We start from the raw sequence: 21805 nt of genomic DNA on the forward strand, positions 1-21805 counted from the left end.
GTCCTAAGTTATACATGATGTCTTACTCTATCATGTATATACATGGCTGATTGGCTGATTTTTCAAGATTTTTTTCTTATCCCGGTTTTCTGTTCCGTTGCTACTCACGCCCCTAAGCCAGGTTCACCCAGCAGATGCTTTATTAACTTGGCTTTTCCTTCAGCATCCAAGCGATCGCAATTTTCCATTAATTTTTCTAAATCAGATTCACCCTCTTTATCTACCACAACAAGCGCCTAAATGTATACATAAAAATTTAATAGGCGATTATACAGCTACTTGCAAGTCACTAGTATCCGTATTTTTTACAGGTATAGCCCCTGGCTGTAATACCCATGCTGCTATGGCTTGTAGGATTTCAGCTTTTTCTCTTGGTGTGGCAGCTTCGATTAACTGAACAGGCGTTAGCTCCACGACTCCTATTCTCGCTAGTGCAGGTATTCTAGACTTTTCTGGCAGAGCATTCAGAATTTTGAAATAATTACCAGCTTTTACGTCACTTTTTCCTTCAAGAAATTTACTCAATGTACTTTCATGTACACCCGCCCTAACAGAAATTTCTCTTGCTGTTAAGCCACTTTCCTTTACCGCCACAATTAATATTTCTTGATGTTTGTCCATAACGCTACTACTTGCTTTTTTTCAAGTTCTTGAATACTATCAAATTTGGCTGAGAAATACAATCTAGCAAAGGATTGCACTGGCTTTATAGTGCTGGTGTGACAATTTTGTGAAATTTTAGCAACTTTTTACAAAAGACTAACCCTTCTTGCATGTACAGGCAAGGGTAAAAACTTGTTCGGCTCAATTTCATTATGACAGACACAAAGATCCAAGGAAAGTTCTACCCGCTCCAACATGAAGAATGGTTAAGAGCCTGCCGGGAATTAACCCCAGCACAACGAGATGTACTTTACTACCTCCGTACTCTAGACCCATACAGCAGTGGACTGGAAGTATCGCCAGCCAAAATTGCTAAAGATTTGTCTACTCCAGACAAGTTAGTTCACCGCAGCACTGTAGGACGCGCCCTGAAAGTACTGGATGAGAAGGGGTTTATTGATATGGAACTGCTTAAAGTCAAGGTTAACATTCTCACCAAAGGCTTACATTGTTGCGATGAGGCAACAAGTTGCGATGAGGCAACATTGTTGCCTACAGACAACTTAGGTGATCATGACGCAACAAGCGCGATCGCTACGCAACAAGCGCGATCGCTACGCAACAAGCACGAGCCAGAACCCTCACCAGATAAGGATTCCACCAACCCTAAGATATATAAGAATTATTTAGACTTTATAGACTCTCTCTCAGAAGAAGAGAGAGAAGAATTTTTAAAATTTGGGGAGAATAAAGCCGCACAATTACCCCATCCCCCTACACTCCCTCGGCGTTGGGTAGAAATCAACGTTCAGGAATTATCAGCACAATGGTACAAGTCCAAAGGGCAAAGTTCCCCGGCGCAAAATTCCAAATGGGAGAACGACCCGCGCACCCGTGACTGGCTGGCCATCATTGAAGAAACAGCAAACCCTTTAGAATTTGCGGCTGGAAATGCCGAGAAGATAGAGTTTGTGCGGTGGGCAAAGGAAACTAAACAATTTAGCTGGCTGAGGGATAATCATGATTGAAGATTTCCCACAGTTTGAGCCTTTACCAGTCCGGCCAGAAGAAGATACAAGGGATAAAGAAATCTGGCAACCATCTTGGAAATGTTTCTGTTGCCAAGACACAGGTAAGGTGCAGCCCCATTTAGTCCGGTTAGTTATCCCAGATTATGACTACAACCGCGATCGCTTACCTATATGCCAACTGTGCAGCGCGGGTGACAAACTATATCACTTAGTAGATTTTGGTGTAATTGATACCCGCTTTGAGACTTTACTATGTAAAAAACTTGATGCTTTAGCCCGTGAGGAGTGGAAGCAAGCGACACAGGAACAGTTTCAAATTACTAAAAAACGAGTGGGATTAATAACTGATGAACTTGCCGTAACCCACAGCTTAACTAAACGAAAGCGTACTCAAAACGACGAGAGAGAAATACAAATACGCAAGGATAATGCACAAGATTATACATTGTTAGGAGTCGATGATGAGTAAGTATGCTGTTGGCGATAAAATCATCACCTCTAGCGGCAATATTGGTGATGTATCGAGTGTACGCAGTAAAAAAATAACTATTACTTGGAAAAACGGTTTATCTGCTGAATACACCCCAAAACAGTTGCAGGCTTGGAATTATCGAAAATTCTTAGAGGAAAAAGAATGCTCACACAACTTGACCTCTGCTCAGGAGTCGGCGCGGGATTCTGCCTTGCTGGGCTGCAACTCGGATTTGAACTTATCGGAGTCGCAGAAATTGACGAATACTGCTGTGATATCCTCGCCAAGCGATACCCAGGCGTACACAACTACGGCGACGTGCGAGATATGCCAAGACTCGCAGAACGCAGACTTGCCTCCAATAGAATCGATTTGCTTACAGCTTCCCCACCCTGCCCCCCATTCTCCACAGAAGGTCAACGACTTGGAGGGGCAGATGAGCGAGACTGTTTCCCCGCAGTCCTCAAAATCATTGAAGAATTGCAACCTAAATTCGCAGCCATTGAAAACGTCCCAGGACTTATCACCTGTCCTGACTACCCAGGGCAACCAGCAGGCTCATATTTCAGAGGCGTGGTCAGAACCCTTGACAGTATCGGGTACGATGCGGAATGGCTTACTATCAGCAGTGGACACTTTGCCAGTCCCTTCATTAGAGAGCGAGTATTGTTGGTTGCGATCGCCAGGAGCGTTGTCATCGACTGGCAAAGGGCGACCCCCTGGTCAGACCAAGCAAGAAGCAGAACTGAAGAAATTAGGGCTTTTGAGCAAAGGCGAGGTGTTAAACCCGGCTATCCTCTGCGAGTGGTACAGAATCCCTCAAACTTGGCTAGACCCCTCGGAATCAAGAGCCGCGACGGAATTATTAGAAGTCAACGCGCAGCAGCAGGAAATCTTCTCGATCCTCGCGTGGCGACCGTTGCCTTGCAGCGAATCATTTACCTCAACTCTTTGTGTAGATAACCAGCAACTACAGAAATTTAAGGTAGGCGATCGCGTTGTTTGGAGAAATGCGCCAAATGCAATTTATGAAGTAGCAACACCAGAAAAAGGAGGTCATGTAATCATTAAATTGCTGGAATGCTCAACTAAACCATTACCCTTTGCTAGAAAAAGAGTTCCTTTGTGGGAAATATCTTTTATCGAGTGTACACAGCAATTACAGGAAAATAATCAATCTTTAGACAATTTGATAGGCGATCGCCAAGAAAGCAATTTAGCTGAAAAGAATCTGTCTCAACCAACACCCGAAAATTTCTTAGAGGAAAATGAGTGTACCAGCTTCCCCGCGCAGCAAGCCAAACCCAGTAAGCAGAAGGGTTGTCTGTACAAGTATCTTGAGAATAAGAAATTAAAAAGCGGAGATATTGTAAGTTACCCCCGTGTAATCGGACACCGTGACATTGATAATCCTAACCATTGGCGCTGGGGTTTCAATTGGGAGGAAAAGGTAAGTGGTGAGTGGAAAGGCCGCAGTATTGGTAGTATTCCTGTGGGTGCAATTCCTATGATTCAATCAATGCAAAAAGAAGGTGTACCACTAGAAGAAATTATTGGTTTTATTAAACGGGCAAAGGCTAAGTTTAATCAACACAATTAAAATGAGGTGAATTTATGCAAAAGGGGCTGTTTCTTGATTTAGATGGAACTGCAAGAGAATCAACTGACGGTAAGTTTATTCAAACACCAAAAGGGCAGCGAATAATGACGGGTGTGCATGAAGCATTAGCACATCATAAACGCCAGGGTTATACAATCATTGGCATAACTAATCAGGGTGGATGCGGCACAATTAATCGTGATACTGGCAAGCCATTAAAAAGTATAGAGTCTGTGATCGCTGAACAACACTATACACTTGAATTAATTCCTCAATTGGAAGCAATATATTTCTGTCCAGATATGAATGGTCAAGTTTGCTGGGTAGTAAAAAAGAATGGCTTTGAATTTTTAGTTTCTGACCTTGATACTCGTATTAGTGAATTTGAAAATCGGATTTTAACAGGAAATGAAGTCTATAGAAAGCCTGGGGCTGGTATGATTTTCAGAGCAGCTAAAGATTTTAATATTGATTTAACTGCCTCATGGATGATTGGCGACAGACCAGAAGATGAAGCCGCAGCCAAGGCAGCAGGATTAAACTTTATGTGGGCTGATATTTGGCGAATGAGATTCACACCTGGAATGTATGAAGTGAGGCAGGCAGAGCCTATTCAGATAGAATTTTTAGAAGGAATATCTATATCAAAAAATCTGGTTGATGTACCAGAGTATGCTGACTTATTACAACCACCAGATTTAAATTAAACTAGATTTAAATGTATCCTGAAAACTGGTCAGAAATTGCAACCGAAATTAAGCAGCAGGCGCAATGGTGCTGTGAAAAATGCGGCTTGCAGTGCGCCAAACCAGGAGAAAAACTATTAAGCAGGGTTTATATGTTGCAAGTCCATCATTGGAATCGTAACCCTGCTGATAATCGGCGCGAGAATTTAATTGCACTTTGTGGTGCGTGTCATCTTCATTATCACAGGGGAGGTAAATCTAATATTTCTCCTGGTCAATTATCATTATTTGATTCCTAGAGGATGGAGAGTGATCATAATCATAATAAGCGATCGCATACTAAAAATTTCCTCTAAGAAAAATCACAGGCGATCAGGTGCAGAATGTGTCTATCCTATTAGATAGGGTTTTAGCAAAATTAGCAGGTGTTTTACTATGACTAACCCTCAAGCTCCACTGCCACAACCCCAACTAGAGCCTGCGGGTATTACCTTTGACCAATATGCAGAATTTACTCCAGAAAAGTTGGAACTGTGGAACGGATACCTGGGCTACGGTGGACAAGACCAATTAGGGTTTCATTTGGCTGTGTTAAGAAATATGGGGTTACTCACAGCAGTTCGTCACACACAATTGTCATTGTGGATAGAAGCTTTAGACAGCCATATTCGAGAAAAGCTAGAAGCTGTCAGCGATCAACCGGAAGTAGTCGAAGGAATGCTAGATCGTTTGAATCGGGCAATGGAAGATTTAGCAGCAGTGGCAGAGTATTTGGAGGCACAATAATGTTTAGTGAGGGATTTTGAAAATTACACAGCAATTTGAACTAAGCTAGAATTCTCTTTAAGAATATCTACTTCAACTTCAGAAAGTATTTTAGGTGACATTTGTTGCAGGTTACGCAGTGCATCAAAGATATCATCATTATTAAATTTGAAATACTCAGTTAAACTCCCGATGGGATAATTAAACTCCTGATAGCGGTGTTTAAAATATAGTTCAATATTCCCCCGATGTTGCCAAGTTCCTAACACCTTAATTACAACAGTTTGGTAGTGTGCAAGTAAATCTCTTTCTACTTCTGCCACCCTCTGTATAACTGGTCTAGTGGTAACTCCTATTTTATACAAAGTTCCTTTGTTAGTTTGAATCTCTAAAAAATATAGAGTGCAAGATAATACACGTTTAAGTTGAGCGCGATACAGTCTTACATCAGTGAGTCTGTAGGCTAAATCAGGAGTATTTTTATGCTTGGCGTGTTCAAATGCTAACTCAAGTTTCAGCAGTTTTTTAAATAAAAACGGTTCTTGTACTTCGTTGAATAAGGACAACTCTAACGATCCAACAGGAATTTTACCTAAATCACTAAATTCATAATTAGGTGGCTTTAAAAATACATTTTTTCTCAACATTCCTGTTTTGATTAAACCGCGAGGAATTAAGTCAAAGCTAATAGGATAGTTTTTAGAACCGTATTCCTGCCAAAGAAGTTTTAATTGCTTCAGATCCTTACCTGATAGCTGAATATTAAAATTGTCATACAGTGGTAAAGTAGGAAAGTCTCGTTTAGCTACAGGGTGACAAGTTTCTTCATTATGGGCAAAATGATGTTCTTTGACTTTGCCTTTTTTAGCAATTAAACTACCCTGGCAATAAGGACACTTAAGTAAAGTCTTCCCGCTAGGGACATCTTCAATACATACTAATATCTCATCTTTATCTACACCGTATTTTAGCCACATTGCCACACTATAATTTAAAAGTTGAATTTGCTCTTACCAGTGTGCTTCAACTTTTCAAAAATGTGTCTATTTTTTGGGCTAATGTCAGGTAAATTTATTTGAGTATATTGATGCGATCTCTTGTAGTTTGGAAATTCTTAGAGGAAATTATACAGAGTTATTAGCGATCGCTTGGTTTGAAAGCATTGCATCGTGAAAGCTGTTAGTCAGTTATAGGAGATAATCTACTGGTTTGTAATCAAGAGTGATGACATTGGAACCCAACCAGCTAAACCTATTTCCAGATGTGACACCCACCCCAGCACCTAGAACAGAGACATTGGTGATGAGTGCTGATGCCCTGGCAAAGTGGAAGGCGCAGATTTTGGACTATCAACAACGGGTGAGGGAAAGCAAACCAGTTCAGCAGGTAACGCTGTTTGACTTAGCCCCTAAGCACTGCGACCCCGAACAAATTGACCCGCTATCGTTGCGGCTTGTGCCAATGTCGTTTTATAGAGTGCCTGCTGATAGCCCCGGCGATGCGTGTTTGTACTTTGTTGTTGACTCTGCGGCTGGCTTGATTTTGTATGTAGGGGAAACTTGCAGAAGTAACAAGCGATGGAAGGGCGTACACGGCTGCAAGGACTATATTGCTAGTTACCAAGACCTGCATTATCGCTATGAGTTGCAAACAGCAGTCAACATTGCTTTTTGGTGGGATGCCCCGGTTGAGCGACGCGCACGGCAGGAGTTAGAGTTCAGCTTGATTTTAAAGTGGCGCAGTCCATTTAATAAGGAGAATTGGCAATTATGGGGGCAACCGTTTAGTTAGTAGAAGTAAAGTTTAGTATCAAATTTTCCTCTAAGAATTTGTTGGGCTGGGCGATCGCATCCAAAACCGTTTCATTCAGCTATTCTTCCAGAAGAATGAAATATAGGATGAAGTGCCGATGGTGGAAAACCTTCTCTTAAAAGTTGGTGTCTATTCATATAGTCACTATCAAGAATTCCATAGCATTTATTCTTTTGTGCCATTTCCACCACAAAATCATTATTGAACACTACACCAAAGTAAGTGCTGCCTTTAAAGTTTTTTCCTATCCAAGTTGGGTCAATTACATCTCCATCATTATTGACCAGCCAAGCATGGGATACAGCTAGGTCAATATCATCACTAATAGCAAATCCTTCACAGTAATTAAGTTTCGGGAAATTTATTAGAGCTTTTAAGCAGTTCTCAAAGCATGACTTTGGTTGACCCTTAAATGGTGGTTTAACACTTTTTAAAAAAGGTTGACCATAATCTAAAATTAGTTTTTGTGTACTTTTATAGCGAAAATCAGAACGAGTGTTAAGGTTATCAATTAAGTCGGCTTGCTGTTTTAATATTACCAGCAGACGGTCTAAATTATGATTCATAATTATATTAATAATAATTAGTATGTATTTATGAATATTTCTGTATTAGCTAGATATTAAACCACCAATACTTATGTAGCCCACGCATTTTTGAATTCGCATTACCATGTTCATCTGACCATGTAAGTGTACTATTATCACCACATACATAACCATCACCACCAAATTTATTTACACCCTCTTCTATTATTTCCATCATCGCTTTAATAATTGTTTTTTCACTGACGGAGATATTGTAGTTGTCTAAAAGAAGCTTTTTGATGTCTTGAGCGCAAACACCATCAAAAAATCTAGGTTTTTCAGCAAGGATATTAATAATAAAAGTTTTCAATTCTTCAGATTTCATTATTGTAAAATCACCATATCTTATATATTTTTAATATATTTATTGATTTATTAAAAATTATTCTATGGGTTTTAACCAACCAACACATTTTTCATAATGAAATGCCTTGGTTTCACAATCAGCAATTCTAACAACTTCCTCTTCATGATTAGGAACAGGAAAAGACCCGAAATATCCTTGTTTTATAGAACCATTCTCTAATAATAAAAAATAAGTTCCATATTCTTCAGGTAGTCCTTCAATTAATTCAAACTTTAATATTTTATTTGACATTTTAATTATCCTTGAATAAATCTCTAAAATCCTTGTTGTTCTAAATCCTTTAGTTTTTCTAGTTTCCGATTCAAAAGTGCTGCATCAGTTTCAGGTTCACCATCTTTATCAAACCTGCGTTCTTCTTCTAGCCATTCCAACAATTCGATTTTTGGGCGAAACGACATTATAGGGCGCTTTTGATTATACTTTTCTTGCGACTCATAAACTTTATCACGGTTAGCTTCATTCCAACGTTGTTGGTTAGACTTAGCAGAAGAATTAGATTCAGAAAACTCTGGCATTACCTCAATTTTGAGATAGCCTCCTTTACTTTTGAACTGCCAGTTATTGTTGTAATAATCGAAGTGTTTTTTAGCTCCTTTTTCAGTCTTCCAACGCTTACACAAGTGAAAATCTCTATTAGTCCAAGCATATTCAGTATCACAACTAAATGTGTATAGCCAACCTAAAGGCTCATCCTCTTTTGTATAGCAACGATATCCGTAATACATCAGTCAAAACTTAATTTAAATTTAATTAATAGGTTCGTGTTCACTAAGATATTTTGTGATAATTTGCTCAATTTCTGATTCCATAACATCCATTTGTCCATCTATATCAGCATACCAACCATGCTTGTTGAGAGCTTGAATAGTAGCTTTTACAGCCTCATTAACTGCTGCGTTGCGTTTTCCTTCAGGTGAAGCTAAATAAGCTTGATATTTTTCTTCTTGTTTTTGCTGACGTACTAGGCTTTTATTAATAATTTCTTGTGCTGTTTCCACAGAGCATAGATATGTTGGATCTCCAAAGGGAGATATTTCTTTTCCCTTTGGAGTATAACGTTTTCCATTTTTTAAAGTTACATAACCATTTGGGGAAATTTTTTGTATTTCCTCTATCTCAGCTTTGCCATCAGTCTTATGATTGTAGTAAAGTACCCCAATTTTTTGGTTGACTTGAAATTCCATTGTATTCATAATATCAAACATATAAAGCCGTCCTACAAGCGTCGCACTGAAGCTCAAGAAGTTGACGGGGCTTTAAACCCATTTTTTCGGTAAAACCTGCCATCAGCAGTAAGATATTCACCTGCTTCGATACGTTGCAGCTTCATGATGGTTTTGAGAATAGTCAGAATGTGCGATCGCTTACACTGTAGGCTATTGCGTACTCTTCTATTTTACATAGTAAACTATGAAAAAACAAGCTGAGAAAATTATATTTATAGCGATCGCAATTAAATTGGTAGATCCAGCCGCCTGTTACTTCTTGAATTGTGATTGCACTGATGTAATGGTGGAGTAATCACCGCTTTTTAATTAAGACGATTAGCAATAATCTCTATTAATTTTGCGATTTCTTCAAGTTTCGCATTCTCTGAAGGGATAATAGATATTAAAGACAAAGAATGCCTATCCAAGACTTTTTGTGTATGAACTGGAAGATTAGCATAAGTGCATCCGTTTAATTCTGTCTTAACTTCTAATCCACTTAAAACTAATTGATTACTGTAAAAATCTACAATTGCTTTTAACCTTTGTTTACCATCAATCACCTCGTAGGTATGATATGACCTGTCGTAGAGAACAATTGGCATTACAGGGAAATTAAGAATAAAAGATTCAATTAGCTGAGATTTTTTAATGTCATCCCAATCAAGAGCAGATTGACTCTCATTATCAATCATCATGTAGTGAGAATTAGACCTGATATTTTCAACTAATATTGGTAACTTTATCCTATCAATTTCTTGAATTAATCTGTTTAGACCAGATTCACATTTGGCATTAATTTCATCGTCTGTCATCATGATGATTCCTTAGCTGACAAAATTGTATTAATAGTAACCCCGATTAAGTAAAAGACCTAGCCGGCTGTTTATGAAACTTAGAATGCAGTGTAATTATTCGTTCTCCAAAAGCTTATAAATATATTCAGGTTCTAGTCCTCTACGACTTCTAACGGGTGATTTCTTACGTTGAATCTTTTCAACTGTACGTTTTTTAGTCAATTGATTTAGCAATGAACTAATTGAGTTAGGGTTCATACCTGTATTTGATGCAATCTCAGCACGAGTAGCACTACCGCCTAGTTTTCTAATAGTTCTAATAATCTTCTCTTGGCTTCCAGGTTCATATTGTTTATCTTGATTTATTTCTATGCCAATAGTTGCTAAAACCTTATTAGTTAATTGCTCTTTGATATCATCATCAATCGACAAATTTTCAATCTCACTTAATGTTTGGACTGCTAAGTAAAGTGCTTGTATCGTTTCTAAAGATTCCATCTGCTGATTATGATTCCTTTCCACCCATCACTAAAACTGGTTCAATCCAAACTAGTTTTCTTTGCTGCCTGCCTTCTCCGTAAGGTTGATTCCGTAAAAAACCTCTGCGCCAATGGACGCTCTTAGTACCATGTCTACTGCTACTGCCCTCACTACTTTGTGTCCCTTCACGTTTGAATTTATATCCTTGTCCAAGCCAAAGTGGTTGATAAAAATCTTGCGCTTGCGCTTTGCCAAAACCTTTATTCACCCTGACTAGTTCGCTTGTTTTATCTACAAATTCAGGGCGGCACTCCATTATCAAAATCAATCGCAATAAAATTGCTTGTAGATATTCATTAAAATCTTTAACTACCTGTGGATTGAAATCTTGACTATCAGTATATCTAAACTGTTTTAAGTTATCGTTGACTTTGAATCTGCGGCAGAAAGAACTAGCTTTATCAGTTGCAGCCCAATAAAGAAAGTCCTTATCAGTATGCCAAAAAATAGCATCTATACTGTGTTGTTCAGGAGAAAGAATTGCACCCTTGGGCAACATAAAAAATCCTGTTTTCATTGCCCACTGCAAATTTTCAACCTCAATATCTAAATTTGATTGCATCAATGCACTTAACAAATCATTATTCACCCAGTAAGCAGGACACTTTGCTTGTCCTATTTTGAAGAAAGTGTATAAAGTAATAATTCTTGAATCTGTTACATTGGTTTTTAGTTTATTTTGTAGAGATTCTTCATCTACAGAGAAGTAGATATCAGCAACATGACCGCACATTTTCTCATAGCTTTCGTAACCGTCCACAGGCAAGGTAGGACGGATAACAATTTCTTTATACCAACCTTTGGGTTTTTTATTCATGCAGCACGTCTCAAAAATTCCTCTCGATGCCATTGTAGAGAATCTTGTCTTGGATAATACTGCACTTGGGCGGGTAAGATGATGCGATCGCCTCTAAATTCCCTCATCGGTTTAGCGTTGGGTGAATCTTCGCGGATGCGGTCAGACACAATAATACGGTAATCGTCATCAATAGTGAACCAGTACCTATCGAAAGCCCAGTGATGATTTTTGCAAAGTGCCAGCCCATTATTGATGCGGTCGTCGTAGAACTGGGAGAATGGTTTAATGTGTGAGCCGTCTACAATGTTTTGACCGTTGGTATCAAGTATTTGCAACCCACAGAAGGCGCAAGTGTGGTTATAAGTTGAGACAACGATTTTACGGAACGCACCATCTCGCACAATTACAGCTTGCTCATCTTCTAATTCCTCTGGCTGATAGACCTTACCGCCGGAGCGTTGCAACTGGCCTTGTAGTTCAGCAAAAGCGTTGATTTGCAACAATGACTCGATATCCTGTGTACGCTCGTTAAACCATGAATTAATAAGGGTATGGGTTAGTACGGTGCGTGGCTTGCCGCCGTAGGCATCGCTCTCATTTTGCAGTAATAACCAGAGTTCATCATCAAGGTAGGCGTACTCAACTGCCTGCCGGATAGCCACAGGAGTAACAATTTTTGCTTTATATATAACTGTTGATTCAAATCCGAAATTAGGTTGGAAATGCCAAAATCCATCACTGGTGAGGTGGTAAAACGGCAGTCCAATATTAGGTTTGCGTACTGGTTCTAACTGACTCCACAACTTAAGAAAAGTAGCAATTAGTTCTGCCGACAGGGGAAATTGGTTACACCTAACTTGACCTTGGCTCACCATCTCAATGATTGACAGCAGTAAAATCGGTTTATTGGGTGCGACCCCATTAGAACGAGATACCCTGAGTTTGGCAAACTTATTGACGTAGTAGGTGAGATTTTTAGTCATCTTAACCTCTGCCACAAATCCTTACTGATTTACTCAACTAGAGTCAGAGCAATTTTATCGTTTAAAATCACCGCTTTAGCAGCAGTAACAGGCGTATAAGTCATCACATCTTTGCAATAAAACTGTGGGTGGTCAGGATGCAGGTTATATGTCACTCTTTGGTAGCCTGATTCTATGAGCGATCGCACTGCATCATCACTCAGTTGATCCCAACTTAACAACTTTAAGATGCCCACAACATAGGCGTGAACATTTTTACGACCTTGCCTAATAGCCCGTTCTCGTCCCTTGGGTTCCACCTCAAACACTGCATCAGCCAAAATACACACTCCAGCATGAGTTAGCAGCAACCCGCTTTTACCTCCTGACTTGAGTGAAAAGACGTGATAATGCAGGTTGAAGTAAACCGCTACATGCTGACCGTAATAGGCGACTGGGTGAATGATACTGAACGGATAACGATGAGTCATGATGTGCCTGCGGCAACAACCCGCATATTCTACAGCAAATATTAGCTGACTAATACTGATAACCGTAATGCAAACGATGTGTTTTTAGTAACTCATGAGCTAGGCTGTTGCCGAAAATTATGTGTATCTAAAAATACAATGAGTGATTCAAAGTTTTTGGCTATTGACCCGAAGCTAGAAGATTATTGGCGAGCAATTATTCTGTTTGGTAAAAATGTTGCGTGTTATAAATTTGCGTTAGCTAAGTCATTGTTAGAAATTGCACCAACGGGAAAAACAATTATTACCTTAGATGAACTTGCTGAACCGTATTCGCGCTATGTTGTTGAACATCTGCAAAAGTGCGATACGCAACATCAAAAAACTGATCGTCCGTATCCTTTTATTGAGGCTTGTCGGCAATTTAAGGCGGGTGCGATCGCAAAAGACGAAGTGCTGGAAGTAACCAGAAATAAAGGATTTGATGTGGTGTTGGGTGCGTTCCACAATGTTGGCTCTGGACAAGTACCTGTAAGGTTCTACGACAAGCCCAGGAACCGCAAAGAGATTATAGTTAGGGATGACTTATTTAAATTGTCAGAAACAGAGCAATTTCATAACTTATTGCAGGAAGTAGATGCAAGGTGGCAACTTGTAGAAACTGCTTGGGATTTAGATATTTCACGTAATCTTCTAACTATAAACTACGATTCAGCCCAAGAGTTGCTATTTACATTTGGTGAAGGTAAGCGGCGGGTGGACGTTACCTCATGCCGGGATGCCCTCAATGGCTACCAAAAAGGTAAATGCTTTTACGCATTTGCAGATATTTCGATTGAGCCAAGTTCTGAAAATCTAGTCGATGTAGACCATTTCTTTCCTCACCGTTTGAACGAATTTATACCAAATATCGATGGTGTATGGAATTTAGTCTTATCGTCCCAAGAATGCAACCGTGGCGAAGGGGGAAAATTTGATAAACTTCCTGATATTAAATACTTAGAACGCCTACACAAGCGTAACGAATTTTTAATTACTAGCAACCATCCGCTACGTGAAACACTTATTCTACAAACAGGTAACACGGAAGAAAAACGCCACAAATTTTTGCTTTCAACGTATCATGAAGCACAATCACTCTTAGGAAGCGGACGTAATGATGGCTGGAAACCAAAGTTTGAATATGAAGCAATGTTCTAAAATAACAGGTGCAAAGCCAAGTTTCTAAAAAATATGCGCGAATATCGCTGCACCCGTAATGCCTTGTACCAGCACGAATGTACTGGTAAATATGACCTAAGAGAACGCCAGGGGCATTACATCTGGGCAATCAACGAAGAAGCTGCATGGCAGGAGATGGCGCGGCGATATCCAGATGAAACTGAGGCGGGGTTTACTGTGGAGAAGTGGGAAGGATTTAATGTGAAGGTGGAGGAGGTAAAGCGCGATGAAAATGGGGATATTATTGATTGATGAAAACTCTGAATTGGATTGACAAATCTGCATGGGCAGACGGTGAATGGCAACAAGAACCTGATAGAGTTGAATGGGTTTATCTGGGATTACCTTGTTTAATAGTCAGACAAGACCCAGGTTTTTTGTGTGGTTATGTGGGTATTCCTCCAACTCATCCTTATTATGGTAAGGATGGGACAAACAACGAATTAAATTCCATTCAAGTTCATGGAAAAATTACGTTCTCTGAAGCATCTCACCAAAGTGATGACCCCAGAGCAGTGTGTCATCAACTATTACCAATAACTGATAATTATTGGTGGGTAGGGTTTGACTGTACCCATAGTGAAGATATTTCTCCAATTATTGTGAATATTTTTAATTATAGGGATGCTACATATAAAAATTTAGAATTTGTCAAAAATCAAGTTGAATATTTGGCACAGCAATTAAGTACATTGAAAACAGAATAGATTATGTCATCAGGCAGCATCATTATTAACACAATTCTCAAACACGATACTAAGGTAACAAACTACAAAATCACCTTGTTACGGGCAATTAATGATGTTGTCCTCAGCTTCCCTGATTTGCGGAACAAGAAAGCAAATTTTGACAAGATGTCCATTACACATTGAACTTCGATTTTCAAGAGGTTTGGCAAAAGGAGTCTAAAAATGAGTGAATCACTAAATGCTGCTCAAAGCGAACTGCAAGTTATGGAGTTTTTTGCAGCAGCCCTCCAAGATAAAGTTTTGTTAAACCAACTCATGGAAGCAATGGGTGTGAAAGATAATGCTGCAATCATAGCTATGGCTGCCGAGTATGGCTATAATTTCTCTCAAGAATCATTGCACCAGGGTTTAACAAAGGTATTCCATTTAATTACGCCAATTATGCAAGAGCAAAACTTAGCGGTGTCCGAAGAGTAGGTGATAGTGAAATGGAAAGCAGCGTAGACGATAGGCATCGCCCCCCATTTTTAATGGAAGCATTGGCTGAATGGCATCTTTTACCCTCAAGATTTTCCAGATGTTATCTACACTGGTGAACCAATAGAGTTAGATGTATTGTCTCCTTTATTATTTGAAGTATTGACTCTTAAGGTTGATTGGAATCAATTCCAGCACTATCAAACAACTGATTAATATTTTGCTGGTTCTACTGTGATGATATCTTGCCCATAGGAACGACCATTTTCCCATTCATAAGCATCGACCATATAATAAGTGTTATTAAATTTGAATACTGTGATCGCTCGATTTCTTCTAGTCGCTACTTGAATGGCAATGTCAACAAGTTCTAACAATTTTTCAGGTGTCATTAAATATTGATAGCTATGATGAATTAAGCTGGTTCTTGTTGCCACCACTCAGGGTTAATTAACTCTATCTTTGACACCTCATAATTGCGACAAGTTTCTAAGTCAACTTTAGCTGCCATAATAGAACGCACAGCAATACTAGACAGCGAATAAACCTTGAGGTCTGGAGTGTTGGAATTTGAGAGCGTATTTAACACTTCCATTGGAGTTAAGCTGGCACTTAAGGCTACCACGAATGGTTGTAGGTTTAACCAATTTAATGCTGCACTGGTAGACCAAGTTGCTGATTGTTGCTCATGACTTTCTTTGTAATTCAACTCAAAAGCATCACGGGCTTGCTTTTGGGTAGAGTAAGTTAATAAACCTTTGTTATCAGGGTTAAGAGGTAAGTATGCTCCCTCCGTAGTATTCAAGATAATGAAATAGTTGTACTTTGTTTCCATAATGACAAAAATTGAAGATGACAAAACATTTATTAATACAGTATTGATCAGATAAAGTCTACCTAGCAAATCTTAAATAAATTCTATCTCATTTATAAAAACAAATTCACATTCAATCGGTGAAAGCCAAACATGACAAATTATGTCATCGTACACCTCAGCTTCAACTGTAATCCCTGGTGCAAGATACTTCTTACCCACAAAATCAGAGTTTCTAAAGTAAAAATTTCCACCTAGTAGCAGTTTAGCTGGTTTTAATTTACCCTCTTGTTTAGCTTGGTAGTATGCTTCTTGAAGTTCTTCACTGCTGGGATGATGACGTACATACTTCATCACTGATTCCCATTTCTCAGGGCTTAGTCTTTCTTTTAAAGTGGAAGATAAATTTGGATTTTTTTCTTGGTGCTGTTCGAGTTCTAATTTCATTTTTTGAATATAGAACTGCAAAGCTTCCTTAGCACTAATTTTATGAGTTTTAGCAATTGTCAGAACATGAGCAACAATTTCTAAGTCTTTAACTGGGTCGGAGTCCATTTTATACCCTAATTGTTAGATAACATTTACTACACTTCTAACTCTCGTAGCAGTGCCTCATTTATCCTTTGTGCCTCTTCCCCACTAGTTTCTACCACATCAAAGGCTTCTTTAACAGCTGCTTGCACTTTAGGCGGCAGTGCTTCAAATTTCTCGGTGTTGAGTATAGAAATGCGGCAACCGACATAAGGCATAAAGTCAACAAATGGTTGCATTCCAGATTTAATCAACAGTTTTGATAACAACGTAATAGGATGATAAGGTTTATCGTTGTCTGATGTGCTGTTAATTTCAGATGCAAAATAACCACACAACCAACTCAAGGCATCAATATCTTTTTGTAAAGCCGCAACTGTACCATTTAATACCTGTTTGTTGAGCTTAACAGGTAGATTGTCAAAAATTTGGTCTAATGATTCTGGGTGTCGCTTGTGGCAAGAGCGCACCGCCGATTCAACAAGTTTATCGATTTTGCTGGGTTGTCTTTGCCCAAATCCTTTGCCAGACATGGTAATTGATGTATTGAATAAAGGGATTTTAGCAGGGTTTGGGGGTGTGAGTGGGAGAGAGGCGATCGCTCCCATACCTTCCTCTAAGAATCAGGTAGGGCGATCGCTGTTATACCAAATTAGGTGGGGTTTGAGGAAGTTCAGAATTTTTATAGAAAAACTTTTATTAATTTTAGTCATCAAAATTCGTGCTTAATTTGCATAAAACATCTGCACAAGTTTAATCAAGTCACTTTTTGCAGGTTCACCTTTATTCAACCATTCTATTAAATTAGAAGGAGATAACCAAAAACTTTCAACAAAATCATTTTTATTGTAATCAGGATTATCATCTAATTTAATTTCATAAACTTTCATAAAAGCAGAAACATGATGCTGATGTGGCTTTAAATATCCTAATAATCTAAAGTCAACATTGTCTAATTCTAAATTCAATTCCTCCTTAAGTTCACGTTGCAGAGCATCTTCATAACTTTCTTTGCTTTCAACATGACCTCCCATACTAACATCAAGACAAAGGGGGAAAATTCGTTTTTTGGATGAACGACGAGGTATCCAAAGTTGTCTTAATGAATTAATGACAAAAGCATTGACAACTCTAAAATTGCACAGCCCTTGACTATATATTTCTGAGCGTGGCTTTTGTCCAATAATGCAATCATTTTCATCTACAATGTCAAGTATCTCCAAATCTTGCATCATATTCGATAGAATTAACACTTATTAAATAATATACAGAGTGTAGAGGACTGGGAGCGTTCCGTTAGGTTGCTGGAGGCATTACTTGTCCTCTAAGAATTATGCTGTAAGACTTTCTCCAAACGGCGAGTAAATTGGGAAGAGCGATCGCTTGTCAAAACTAGTTGCTCAATTGCCCGTGTCATTGCCACATATAGTAACCGCGCTTCTTCTTCGGGTGTGTTGTATTGATGGGGCATATAACCAACACCAGGAATTAACACCACTGGAAACTCTAGCCCTTTAGATGAGTGCATAGTCATCAGTTTGATGCTTGGCGCGGCTGGGTTGTAATTGCGGCTGTCACTATTGGCATTTAACCACTCTACCGGGATGTGGGCTTGTTGGAAGTGATGATATATGCGATCGCCCATAAACTTAGAGCGATAAATAATTGCGATTTCATTCCAGGGTGTACCACGCTCATATAACTGTTGCACTCGTTGGACTAAATAATCTACCTCATGTTTAAAACTGGGGAGTTTAATTAAATCTGGCATTACTCCCTGTCTTCCAGCACTGGCAGGTTTTACTAATACTACTTGGTCATCATCCCCGGTGGTAGGTTGCATAACTTCTTTAGCAAATTCATAAGCTACACCTAACACTTGAGCAGTGTTGCGGTAGTTGAACTTGAGTATGGTAGTACGTCCCTGTGCCTGAATGCCTATGTTCTTAAAGCTAAATTTCTTATCGCGCTTTTCACCGTAAAGGTTTTGGGCATCATCATACAAGATAAGCAGTGAGTTAGTTTCTGGATTGACCATTTGTGCAACCAGTTTTAACCACTCCGGTTTAAAGTCGTGGCCTTCATCTATCATCACTGCGCCATACGTGCCAGCCGGTATCAACTGGGCATCGACAGCTGCAATAACTCGATTAACCAGTTCGTTTGTGTAAGCTTCATCTTTGTACTCTCTGGGGTCGGGTCTAGAGATGTGGTATTTCTTCAATTGATCCATGCACCACCCATGAAAGTGACGCACCACTATACGCTCTGTTAAATTCTTGTCATAAATCATCTGCCGGAGTTTGGCAGCGAGGGAAACGTTGAAACACAGCACCAAAATTGGTTTATTTTCTACTTGTGCAAGGTATTGGCAACGGTAGGCTAAAATCATGGTTTTGCCAGAACCCGCTACACCATGAATTACCCGATGCCCATCACCTAAACTCCTTGCTAACTGTTCTTGTTGCAAATCCATAATTTTGAGAATGTCGGGGATTTGCAATTGTGGTGATTCTTCGGCGGTGTCTGATTCAAGCGAAGATAACTGCTTATCACTGATGCGTAATTCTGGGAAGATATGCCAGCGTATTCTATCAATTTGGTGAGGAGTGATTGCCTTACCAAATTGATATGCAGATAAATCCCAAAGCCGTTGCTGAAATTCGCCTGCATCTGTGCTTGGGAGCATTTCATCTTTGCAGATAACCAAGTGTTCCTCAAACACTACTGGTAGTTCACTTTCATTGAACGCTTTGCGGGTGATGTTGGTAAATACCACGCCGTAACCATAGGGAATGACCAGCTTACCCTGATATTTACCTTCTTGCTGCACCAGGGCGGGGTCTTTTTCTAGCATTTTGTTGACTGCTAGGGCATAATCTCTGGCTTGTTGTAGCGGGTGTTTGACTTCCTTGATTCCATCCTCAGTAATTATGGTGGCTGTGGAGGGGTTGATAGTTTGAATGGTGTCTAACTTCCAGTCTTTCACCTCAAGGATGAACAAACCCCGGCTGGGGTGCAGCACTATAAAATCTGGGTGCAGTTGCTTTTTACCCACTGGCACATCGTACCAAAGTAAATAATCATCTTCTAATTTTTCCTCTAGGCGCTGCGCTAACCTTCTCTCGCCGGGGGTCATTCGCATTGAGCAGCTATTAAATGAGGGAATTAGGGTGGCCATAGGTAGATGTAATTGGGGTTTCCTCTAAGAATGGGAGGGGGCGATCGCAATCAACGAAATGACTATTTTAGTCTTCACTCTCTAATTGAGCAGGGGAGCTTAAGGCATTTTCCATCAAGTCAACAATGGAGTTTTTTGTGTCGTACAGCATTACTAAATGATCTCTTGCCCTAGTAATAGCAGTGTAAATACCTGCTTTTTCTTGAAAATCCTTATCTAGATCATCTGGGTATTCATTAGCTTCATCCAATCCAGCAATGATAACCGCATCAAATTCAACACCTTTTAGGGCATTCCAAGAGTCAACAATTACAAAAGGTCTATCGACTACATTCATATCTCTGTCTGTAGAACCTTTGGGGGCATGGTGTTCAATATTTAGCTTTGCTAATTCTTTGCTGATTACATTCTTTAATCCCCAATTCTGTGGATGCACTAAAACACCAATTGAAGATTCTTTATGGCTTGATAAAGCAAGTTTGACTTGCTGTGCAATGTTAGATGGCATCGCTTCATCAGAAATCTGCAATAAAATTGGTTTAATATTTGAACTTCGAGAATTTCTCTTTTTTGGCTGAATAATGTCGCCTATTCTACCTCCAGCTTGTTCTTTTTTAGAAACTTTCATATTGACTTCTGATAATGCTCCAAGTATAAATTCCCAAGCCAATTCTAGAATTTCAGGGGAGTTTCTATAGTTAACATCAAATATTTGAGAACGCCCCACAACATCAATTCCTAGTTTTCGCCATGACCAGTCTTGTTTTCTTCTGTGAGATTGTCCATATACTGATTGAGTATTATCGTAGACAAAAAATAAAGATTTTGTATTATCATCTAAAATTTCTTGCAAAGCAATAAACCACTCATCATAGAAATCTTGTGCTTCATCAACTAAAATAGCTTGATACTTTAAGTCTGATTTTTTAGCCAAATCTATAATTTGCAGTCTTGACGCATCATTATTATCGAATTTGTAATCATATTTCAAATTGCGGTAAGCCCAACTATGAAATGTATTGCAAGTAACTTCTCTACTAATACCTTTATCTCTTAGTTTAGATTTGAGCCATCCACTCATAAAACGGTTATAACTGAGGATTAAAACATTATCAAATTCATTAATTATTTTTTCAACTCTATTTCTTAAAACTAAAGATTTACCAGAACCAGCAATACCCCGGACAAGAGCGTGTCCTTTGATATTCATGTTTCTGACTTTAGTTTGCTCTTTATCTAAATCTTCTCTCAGTAGCCTTTGATTAACAGTTTGTTTAAAATCAATCCATTGACCCATTAGTTTTTACTCCTTAATTAGGTTTGGGGGATGGTTTATAATTGACGTGGAGAGTTGTCTATGTAATCTGATAGAGGTATATAATCAACTCAAATTTTAAAATAATCAAAAGCTTCTTTGATTAATGGTAAAGCCCAATCTGGACAAGGATGAACTCTTGGTTTATTACTTTGACTTCGTGGTGATGAAATGTTACTTTGCAGTAAATCACCAGCAATTTTAATCCGAATTTTTGACCTGCCAGCAGTGGGAACAATTATATTCCCCCACACTAAACCAGGTTGACCGCTAATTTCTATGTTTGAGTTTAATGAATTACTTCTCATATTGTACCTAGAGCCTGACATCATCTAGTTGGAGTAGTCGCCCCTTCATACCTGTGTTTCCCTAGACTCAAAAGTTGTTCCTCCAAAATCCTTGCTGTGTATCTATTGCCATTAATCTTGGGCAGGTTAAATCTGCAATGAGTACAACTCATTGCCCACACAAAACTGAAGCCAGAAACTAATTTGATGAATACTTAGCCAACAAATCCTGCCCTTGAGCGCCCATTGCCTCTAACATCCCCTCAATCTTGCTCATAGCCAAGGGTTTTTTAATAGTCATTTAAATTTGATACTTTACCTTCTACTTTAAGTAGCAGGTGCTATATTATTTGCTACATACTAACTATGCTAAAGCGAGCTATTCATCCGTTAATATACGCAATATGACTCTTATGAGTAAAATTCTTTGCTTTGAGTTGGAATATTTTTCAGTAATATTGAACTAAAATTCTTAAAGGAAATGCAGCAGACAGGTGATCGTGGGGTAATGAGTAGATGCGAACGCCTACTTTCCCCAAAACTAAAAGTTCACCATGCGCTTCCAATATCTTTTAATAAATAAGTGTATAG

General features: G+C 39.0%; 35 protein-coding genes. 14 read left to right on the forward strand and 21 right to left on the reverse strand.

The genetic code is table 11. The features are described 5' to 3' along the window. Nucleotides 1-104: 104 nt before the first annotated feature. Together H6G79_RS37565 and H6G79_RS33310 are read right to left on the reverse strand one after the other, a co-directional pair. On the reverse strand, nt 105-227 hold the full coding sequence (locus H6G79_RS37565; protein ID WP_277877396.1) for a hypothetical protein: 123 nt from the start codon (nt 225-227) through the stop codon (nt 105-107). Nucleotides 228-267: 40 nt separating this feature from the next. Beyond that, nucleotides 268-621, reverse strand: a complete 354-nt coding sequence (locus H6G79_RS33310) for a helix-turn-helix domain-containing protein (RefSeq protein WP_190594825.1) — start codon at nt 619-621, stop codon at nt 268-270. Between the two features lie 194 nt (nt 622-815). Here H6G79_RS33310 and H6G79_RS37115 point away from each other — a divergent pair, with 194 nt between their 5' ends. From H6G79_RS37115 to H6G79_RS33345, 7 genes are all read left to right on the forward strand, one after another. Then, nucleotides 816-1631: a MarR family transcriptional regulator gene (locus H6G79_RS37115; protein WP_242048708.1), complete on the forward strand. Its 816-nt coding sequence runs from the start codon at nt 816-818 to the stop codon at nt 1629-1631. Then, the gene (locus H6G79_RS33320) at nt 1624-2103 is read left to right on the forward strand and encodes a hypothetical protein (RefSeq protein ID WP_190594824.1); all 480 of its coding nucleotides are present in this window, start codon (nt 1624-1626) and stop codon (nt 2101-2103) included. The genes H6G79_RS37115 and H6G79_RS33320 overlap by 8 nt, the downstream gene beginning before the upstream one ends. A 165-nt stretch (nt 2104-2268) precedes the next feature. After that, nucleotides 2269-3069, forward strand: a complete 801-nt coding sequence (locus tag H6G79_RS37810) for a DNA (cytosine-5-)-methyltransferase (RefSeq protein ID WP_190594823.1) — start codon at nt 2269-2271, stop codon at nt 3067-3069. After that, nucleotides 3026-3706, forward strand: coding sequence for a hypothetical protein (locus H6G79_RS37815; RefSeq protein ID WP_396019826.1), 681 nt, complete (start codon nt 3026-3028; stop codon nt 3704-3706). Before H6G79_RS37810 ends, H6G79_RS37815 begins: the two co-directional genes overlap by 44 nt. Nucleotides 3707-3720: 14 nt before the next feature. Further along, a complete protein-coding gene (locus H6G79_RS33335) occupies nt 3721-4413 on the forward strand; it encodes an HAD-IIIA family hydrolase (RefSeq protein WP_190594822.1) in 693 nt (230 codons plus the stop codon). Between the two features lie 11 nt (nt 4414-4424). After that, nucleotides 4425-4691 carry an HNH endonuclease gene (locus tag H6G79_RS33340; protein ID WP_190594821.1) on the forward strand — a complete coding sequence of 89 codons (267 nt, stop codon included), beginning with the start codon at nt 4425-4427 and terminating at the stop codon, nt 4689-4691. Nucleotides 4692-4827: 136 nt separating this feature from the next. After that, a complete protein-coding gene (locus tag H6G79_RS33345) occupies nt 4828-5178 on the forward strand; it encodes a hypothetical protein (protein WP_190594820.1) in 351 nt (116 codons plus the stop codon). Between the two features lie 23 nt (nt 5179-5201). Here H6G79_RS33345 and H6G79_RS33350 read toward each other — a convergent pair whose 3' ends face one another. Next, complete coding sequence (locus tag H6G79_RS33350; protein ID WP_190594819.1) at nt 5202-6134, reverse strand: GIY-YIG nuclease family protein; 933 nt, start codon at nt 6132-6134, stop codon at nt 5202-5204. 247 nt (nt 6135-6381) lie between these two features. On the opposite strand from H6G79_RS33350, the gene H6G79_RS33355 reads away from it, so the two are divergent. Further along, nucleotides 6382-6948, forward strand: coding sequence for a GIY-YIG nuclease family protein (locus tag H6G79_RS33355; RefSeq protein WP_242048712.1), 567 nt, complete (start codon nt 6382-6384; stop codon nt 6946-6948). Between the two features lie 71 nt (nt 6949-7019). Here the strand turns inward: H6G79_RS33355 and H6G79_RS33360 are convergent, their stop codons facing one another. The 10 genes from H6G79_RS33360 to H6G79_RS33405 form a co-directional block, all read right to left on the reverse strand. Then, entirely contained in the window at nt 7020-7535 is a 516-nt protein-coding gene (locus H6G79_RS33360) for a hypothetical protein (protein WP_190594818.1), read from the reverse strand. A gap of 49 nt (nt 7536-7584) precedes the next feature. Continuing rightward, nucleotides 7585-7881 (reverse strand): hypothetical protein, encoded by a 297-nt coding sequence (locus H6G79_RS33365; protein WP_190594817.1) that lies wholly within the window; start codon nt 7879-7881, stop codon nt 7585-7587. Nucleotides 7882-7938: 57 nt separating this feature from the next. Next, nucleotides 7939-8154, reverse strand: a complete 216-nt coding sequence (locus tag H6G79_RS33370; RefSeq protein WP_190594816.1) for a hypothetical protein — start codon at nt 8152-8154, stop codon at nt 7939-7941. Nucleotides 8155-8177: 23 nt separating this feature from the next. Then, on the reverse strand, nt 8178-8648 hold the full coding sequence (locus tag H6G79_RS33375; RefSeq protein ID WP_190594815.1) for a hypothetical protein: 471 nt from the start codon (nt 8646-8648) through the stop codon (nt 8178-8180). A 21-nt stretch (nt 8649-8669) separates the two neighbouring features. Continuing rightward, nucleotides 8670-9128, reverse strand: a complete 459-nt coding sequence (locus H6G79_RS33380) for a hypothetical protein (protein WP_190594814.1) — start codon at nt 9126-9128, stop codon at nt 8670-8672. A gap of 326 nt (nt 9129-9454) precedes the next feature. Then, entirely contained in the window at nt 9455-9949 is a 495-nt protein-coding gene (locus H6G79_RS33385) for a DUF262 domain-containing protein (protein WP_190594813.1), read from the reverse strand. A gap of 93 nt (nt 9950-10042) precedes the next feature. Further along, nucleotides 10043-10426 (reverse strand): hypothetical protein, encoded by a 384-nt coding sequence (locus tag H6G79_RS33390; protein WP_190594812.1) that lies wholly within the window; start codon nt 10424-10426, stop codon nt 10043-10045. A 7-nt stretch (nt 10427-10433) separates the two neighbouring features. Beyond that, entirely contained in the window at nt 10434-11285 is an 852-nt protein-coding gene (locus H6G79_RS33395; protein WP_190594811.1) for a hypothetical protein, read from the reverse strand. Next, complete coding sequence (locus tag H6G79_RS33400; RefSeq protein WP_190594810.1) at nt 11282-12250, reverse strand: HNH endonuclease; 969 nt, start codon at nt 12248-12250, stop codon at nt 11282-11284. The genes H6G79_RS33395 and H6G79_RS33400 overlap by 4 nt, the downstream gene beginning before the upstream one ends. Nucleotides 12251-12279: 29 nt before the next feature. Next, nucleotides 12280-12720, reverse strand: coding sequence for a hypothetical protein (locus H6G79_RS33405; protein ID WP_190594809.1), 441 nt, complete (start codon nt 12718-12720; stop codon nt 12280-12282). 138 nt (nt 12721-12858) lie between these two features. Here H6G79_RS33405 and H6G79_RS33410 point away from each other — a divergent pair, with 138 nt between their 5' ends. From H6G79_RS33410 to H6G79_RS33430, 5 genes are read left to right on the forward strand one after another with little or no spacing between them, the layout of a single operon-like run. Further along, nucleotides 12859-13899: an HNH endonuclease domain-containing protein gene (locus H6G79_RS33410; protein ID WP_190594808.1), complete on the forward strand. Its 1041-nt coding sequence runs from the start codon at nt 12859-12861 to the stop codon at nt 13897-13899. A 33-nt stretch (nt 13900-13932) separates the two neighbouring features. Then, a complete protein-coding gene (locus H6G79_RS33415) occupies nt 13933-14172 on the forward strand; it encodes a hypothetical protein (protein ID WP_190594807.1) in 240 nt (79 codons plus the stop codon). Then, complete coding sequence (locus tag H6G79_RS33420) at nt 14172-14627, forward strand: hypothetical protein (RefSeq protein WP_190594806.1); 456 nt, start codon at nt 14172-14174, stop codon at nt 14625-14627. The genes H6G79_RS33415 and H6G79_RS33420 overlap by 1 nt, the downstream gene beginning before the upstream one ends. Before the next feature lie 3 nt (nt 14628-14630). Continuing rightward, nucleotides 14631-14792, forward strand: a complete 162-nt coding sequence (locus H6G79_RS33425; RefSeq protein WP_190594828.1) for a hypothetical protein — start codon at nt 14631-14633, stop codon at nt 14790-14792. A 39-nt stretch (nt 14793-14831) separates the two neighbouring features. Beyond that, nucleotides 14832-15086 carry a Nif11-like leader peptide family natural product precursor gene (locus tag H6G79_RS33430; protein ID WP_190594805.1) on the forward strand — a complete coding sequence of 85 codons (255 nt, stop codon included), beginning with the start codon at nt 14832-14834 and terminating at the stop codon, nt 15084-15086. A 212-nt stretch (nt 15087-15298) separates the two neighbouring features. On the opposite strand, the gene H6G79_RS33435 is transcribed toward H6G79_RS33430, so the two are convergent. The 4 genes from H6G79_RS33435 to H6G79_RS33450 all read right to left on the reverse strand — a co-directional run bounded on the left by H6G79_RS33435 (nt 15299) and on the right by H6G79_RS33450 (nt 16964). Further along, entirely contained in the window at nt 15299-15478 is a 180-nt protein-coding gene (locus H6G79_RS33435; RefSeq protein ID WP_191049406.1) for a hypothetical protein, read from the reverse strand. 23 nt (nt 15479-15501) lie between these two features. Beyond that, the gene (locus H6G79_RS33440; RefSeq protein ID WP_242048714.1) at nt 15502-15891 is read right to left on the reverse strand and encodes a hypothetical protein; all 390 of its coding nucleotides are present in this window, start codon (nt 15889-15891) and stop codon (nt 15502-15504) included. A 102-nt stretch (nt 15892-15993) separates the two neighbouring features. Continuing rightward, nucleotides 15994-16455, reverse strand: a complete 462-nt coding sequence (locus H6G79_RS33445; protein WP_190594802.1) for a hypothetical protein — start codon at nt 16453-16455, stop codon at nt 15994-15996. 29 nt (nt 16456-16484) lie between these two features. Further along, the gene (locus H6G79_RS33450) at nt 16485-16964 is read right to left on the reverse strand and encodes a hypothetical protein (RefSeq protein ID WP_190594801.1); all 480 of its coding nucleotides are present in this window, start codon (nt 16962-16964) and stop codon (nt 16485-16487) included. Between H6G79_RS33450 and H6G79_RS33455 the strand changes: the two genes are divergently transcribed. Next, nucleotides 16963-17160: a hypothetical protein gene (locus H6G79_RS33455; RefSeq protein WP_190594800.1), complete on the forward strand. Its 198-nt coding sequence runs from the start codon at nt 16963-16965 to the stop codon at nt 17158-17160. The two genes, H6G79_RS33450 and H6G79_RS33455, sit on opposite strands and share 2 nt — an antisense overlap. Here the strand turns inward: H6G79_RS33455 and H6G79_RS33460 are convergent. From H6G79_RS33460 to H6G79_RS33475, 4 genes are all read right to left on the reverse strand, one after another. Then, the gene (locus tag H6G79_RS33460; protein ID WP_190594799.1) at nt 17157-17666 is read right to left on the reverse strand and encodes an NUDIX domain-containing protein; all 510 of its coding nucleotides are present in this window, start codon (nt 17664-17666) and stop codon (nt 17157-17159) included. The two genes, H6G79_RS33455 and H6G79_RS33460, sit on opposite strands and share 4 nt — an antisense overlap. Before the next feature lie 89 nt (nt 17667-17755). Continuing rightward, the gene (locus H6G79_RS33465; RefSeq protein ID WP_242048715.1) at nt 17756-19576 is read right to left on the reverse strand and encodes a 3'-5' exonuclease; all 1821 of its coding nucleotides are present in this window, start codon (nt 19574-19576) and stop codon (nt 17756-17758) included. A 103-nt stretch (nt 19577-19679) separates the two neighbouring features. After that, a complete protein-coding gene (locus tag H6G79_RS33470) occupies nt 19680-20909 on the reverse strand; it encodes a UvrD-helicase domain-containing protein (RefSeq protein ID WP_190594797.1) in 1230 nt (409 codons plus the stop codon). A gap of 89 nt (nt 20910-20998) precedes the next feature. Then, nucleotides 20999-21235, reverse strand: a complete 237-nt coding sequence (locus H6G79_RS33475) for a hypothetical protein (RefSeq protein ID WP_190594796.1) — start codon at nt 21233-21235, stop codon at nt 20999-21001. Nucleotides 21236-21805 lie beyond the last annotated feature (570 nt).

The organism is Anabaena sp. FACHB-83 (assembly GCF_014697485.1).
Classification (GTDB): Bacteria; Cyanobacteriota; Cyanobacteriia; order Cyanobacteriales; family Nostocaceae; genus Nostoc_B.

Coding starts and splice junctions, on each gene's coding strand:
- H6G79_RS33310 (WP_190594825.1), bottom strand. CDS start 621: ATGGACAAACATCAAGAAATATTAATTGTGGCGGTAAAGGAAAGTGGC.
- H6G79_RS37115 (WP_242048708.1), top strand. CDS start 816: ATGACAGACACAAAGATCCAAGGAAAGTTCTACCCGCTCCAACATGAA.
- H6G79_RS33320 (WP_190594824.1), top strand. CDS start 1,624: ATGATTGAAGATTTCCCACAGTTTGAGCCTTTACCAGTCCGGCCAGAA.
- H6G79_RS37810 (WP_190594823.1), top strand. CDS start 2,269: ATGCTCACACAACTTGACCTCTGCTCAGGAGTCGGCGCGGGATTCTGC.
- H6G79_RS33335 (WP_190594822.1), top strand. CDS start 3,721: ATGCAAAAGGGGCTGTTTCTTGATTTAGATGGAACTGCAAGAGAATCA.
- H6G79_RS33340 (WP_190594821.1), top strand. CDS start 4,425: ATGTATCCTGAAAACTGGTCAGAAATTGCAACCGAAATTAAGCAGCAG.
- H6G79_RS33345 (WP_190594820.1), top strand. CDS start 4,828: ATGACTAACCCTCAAGCTCCACTGCCACAACCCCAACTAGAGCCTGCG.
- H6G79_RS33350 (WP_190594819.1), bottom strand. CDS start 6,134: ATGTGGCTAAAATACGGTGTAGATAAAGATGAGATATTAGTATGTATT.
- H6G79_RS33355 (WP_242048712.1), top strand. CDS start 6,382: ATGACATTGGAACCCAACCAGCTAAACCTATTTCCAGATGTGACACCC.
- H6G79_RS33360 (WP_190594818.1), bottom strand. CDS start 7,535: ATGAATCATAATTTAGACCGTCTGCTGGTAATATTAAAACAGCAAGCC.
- H6G79_RS33365 (WP_190594817.1), bottom strand. CDS start 7,881: ATGAAATCTGAAGAATTGAAAACTTTTATTATTAATATCCTTGCTGAA.
- H6G79_RS33370 (WP_190594816.1), bottom strand. CDS start 8,154: ATGTCAAATAAAATATTAAAGTTTGAATTAATTGAAGGACTACCTGAA.
- H6G79_RS33375 (WP_190594815.1), bottom strand. CDS start 8,648: ATGTATTACGGATATCGTTGCTATACAAAAGAGGATGAGCCTTTAGGT.
- H6G79_RS33380 (WP_190594814.1), bottom strand. CDS start 9,128: ATGTTTGATATTATGAATACAATGGAATTTCAAGTCAACCAAAAAATT.
- H6G79_RS33385 (WP_190594813.1), bottom strand. CDS start 9,949: ATGATGACAGACGATGAAATTAATGCCAAATGTGAATCTGGTCTAAAC.
- H6G79_RS33390 (WP_190594812.1), bottom strand. CDS start 10,426: ATGGAATCTTTAGAAACGATACAAGCACTTTACTTAGCAGTCCAAACA.
- H6G79_RS33395 (WP_190594811.1), bottom strand. CDS start 11,285: ATGAATAAAAAACCCAAAGGTTGGTATAAAGAAATTGTTATCCGTCCT.
- H6G79_RS33400 (WP_190594810.1), bottom strand. CDS start 12,250: ATGACTAAAAATCTCACCTACTACGTCAATAAGTTTGCCAAACTCAGG.
- H6G79_RS33405 (WP_190594809.1), bottom strand. CDS start 12,720: ATGACTCATCGTTATCCGTTCAGTATCATTCACCCAGTCGCCTATTAC.
- H6G79_RS33410 (WP_190594808.1), top strand. CDS start 12,859: ATGAGTGATTCAAAGTTTTTGGCTATTGACCCGAAGCTAGAAGATTAT.
- H6G79_RS33415 (WP_190594807.1), top strand. CDS start 13,933: ATGCGCGAATATCGCTGCACCCGTAATGCCTTGTACCAGCACGAATGT.
- H6G79_RS33420 (WP_190594806.1), top strand. CDS start 14,172: ATGAAAACTCTGAATTGGATTGACAAATCTGCATGGGCAGACGGTGAA.
- H6G79_RS33425 (WP_190594828.1), top strand. CDS start 14,631: ATGTCATCAGGCAGCATCATTATTAACACAATTCTCAAACACGATACT.
- H6G79_RS33430 (WP_190594805.1), top strand. CDS start 14,832: ATGAGTGAATCACTAAATGCTGCTCAAAGCGAACTGCAAGTTATGGAG.
- H6G79_RS33435 (WP_191049406.1), bottom strand. CDS start 15,478: ATGACACCTGAAAAATTGTTAGAACTTGTTGACATTGCCATTCAAGTA.
- H6G79_RS33445 (WP_190594802.1), bottom strand. CDS start 16,455: ATGGACTCCGACCCAGTTAAAGACTTAGAAATTGTTGCTCATGTTCTG.
- H6G79_RS33455 (WP_190594800.1), top strand. CDS start 16,963: ATGGTAATTGATGTATTGAATAAAGGGATTTTAGCAGGGTTTGGGGGT.
- H6G79_RS33450 (WP_190594801.1), bottom strand. CDS start 16,964: ATGTCTGGCAAAGGATTTGGGCAAAGACAACCCAGCAAAATCGATAAA.
- H6G79_RS33460 (WP_190594799.1), bottom strand. CDS start 17,666: ATGATGCAAGATTTGGAGATACTTGACATTGTAGATGAAAATGATTGC.
- H6G79_RS33465 (WP_242048715.1), bottom strand. CDS start 19,576: ATGCGAATGACCCCCGGCGAGAGAAGGTTAGCGCAGCGCCTAGAGGAA.
- H6G79_RS33470 (WP_190594797.1), bottom strand. CDS start 20,909: ATGGGTCAATGGATTGATTTTAAACAAACTGTTAATCAAAGGCTACTG.
- H6G79_RS33475 (WP_190594796.1), bottom strand. CDS start 21,235: ATGAGAAGTAATTCATTAAACTCAAACATAGAAATTAGCGGTCAACCT.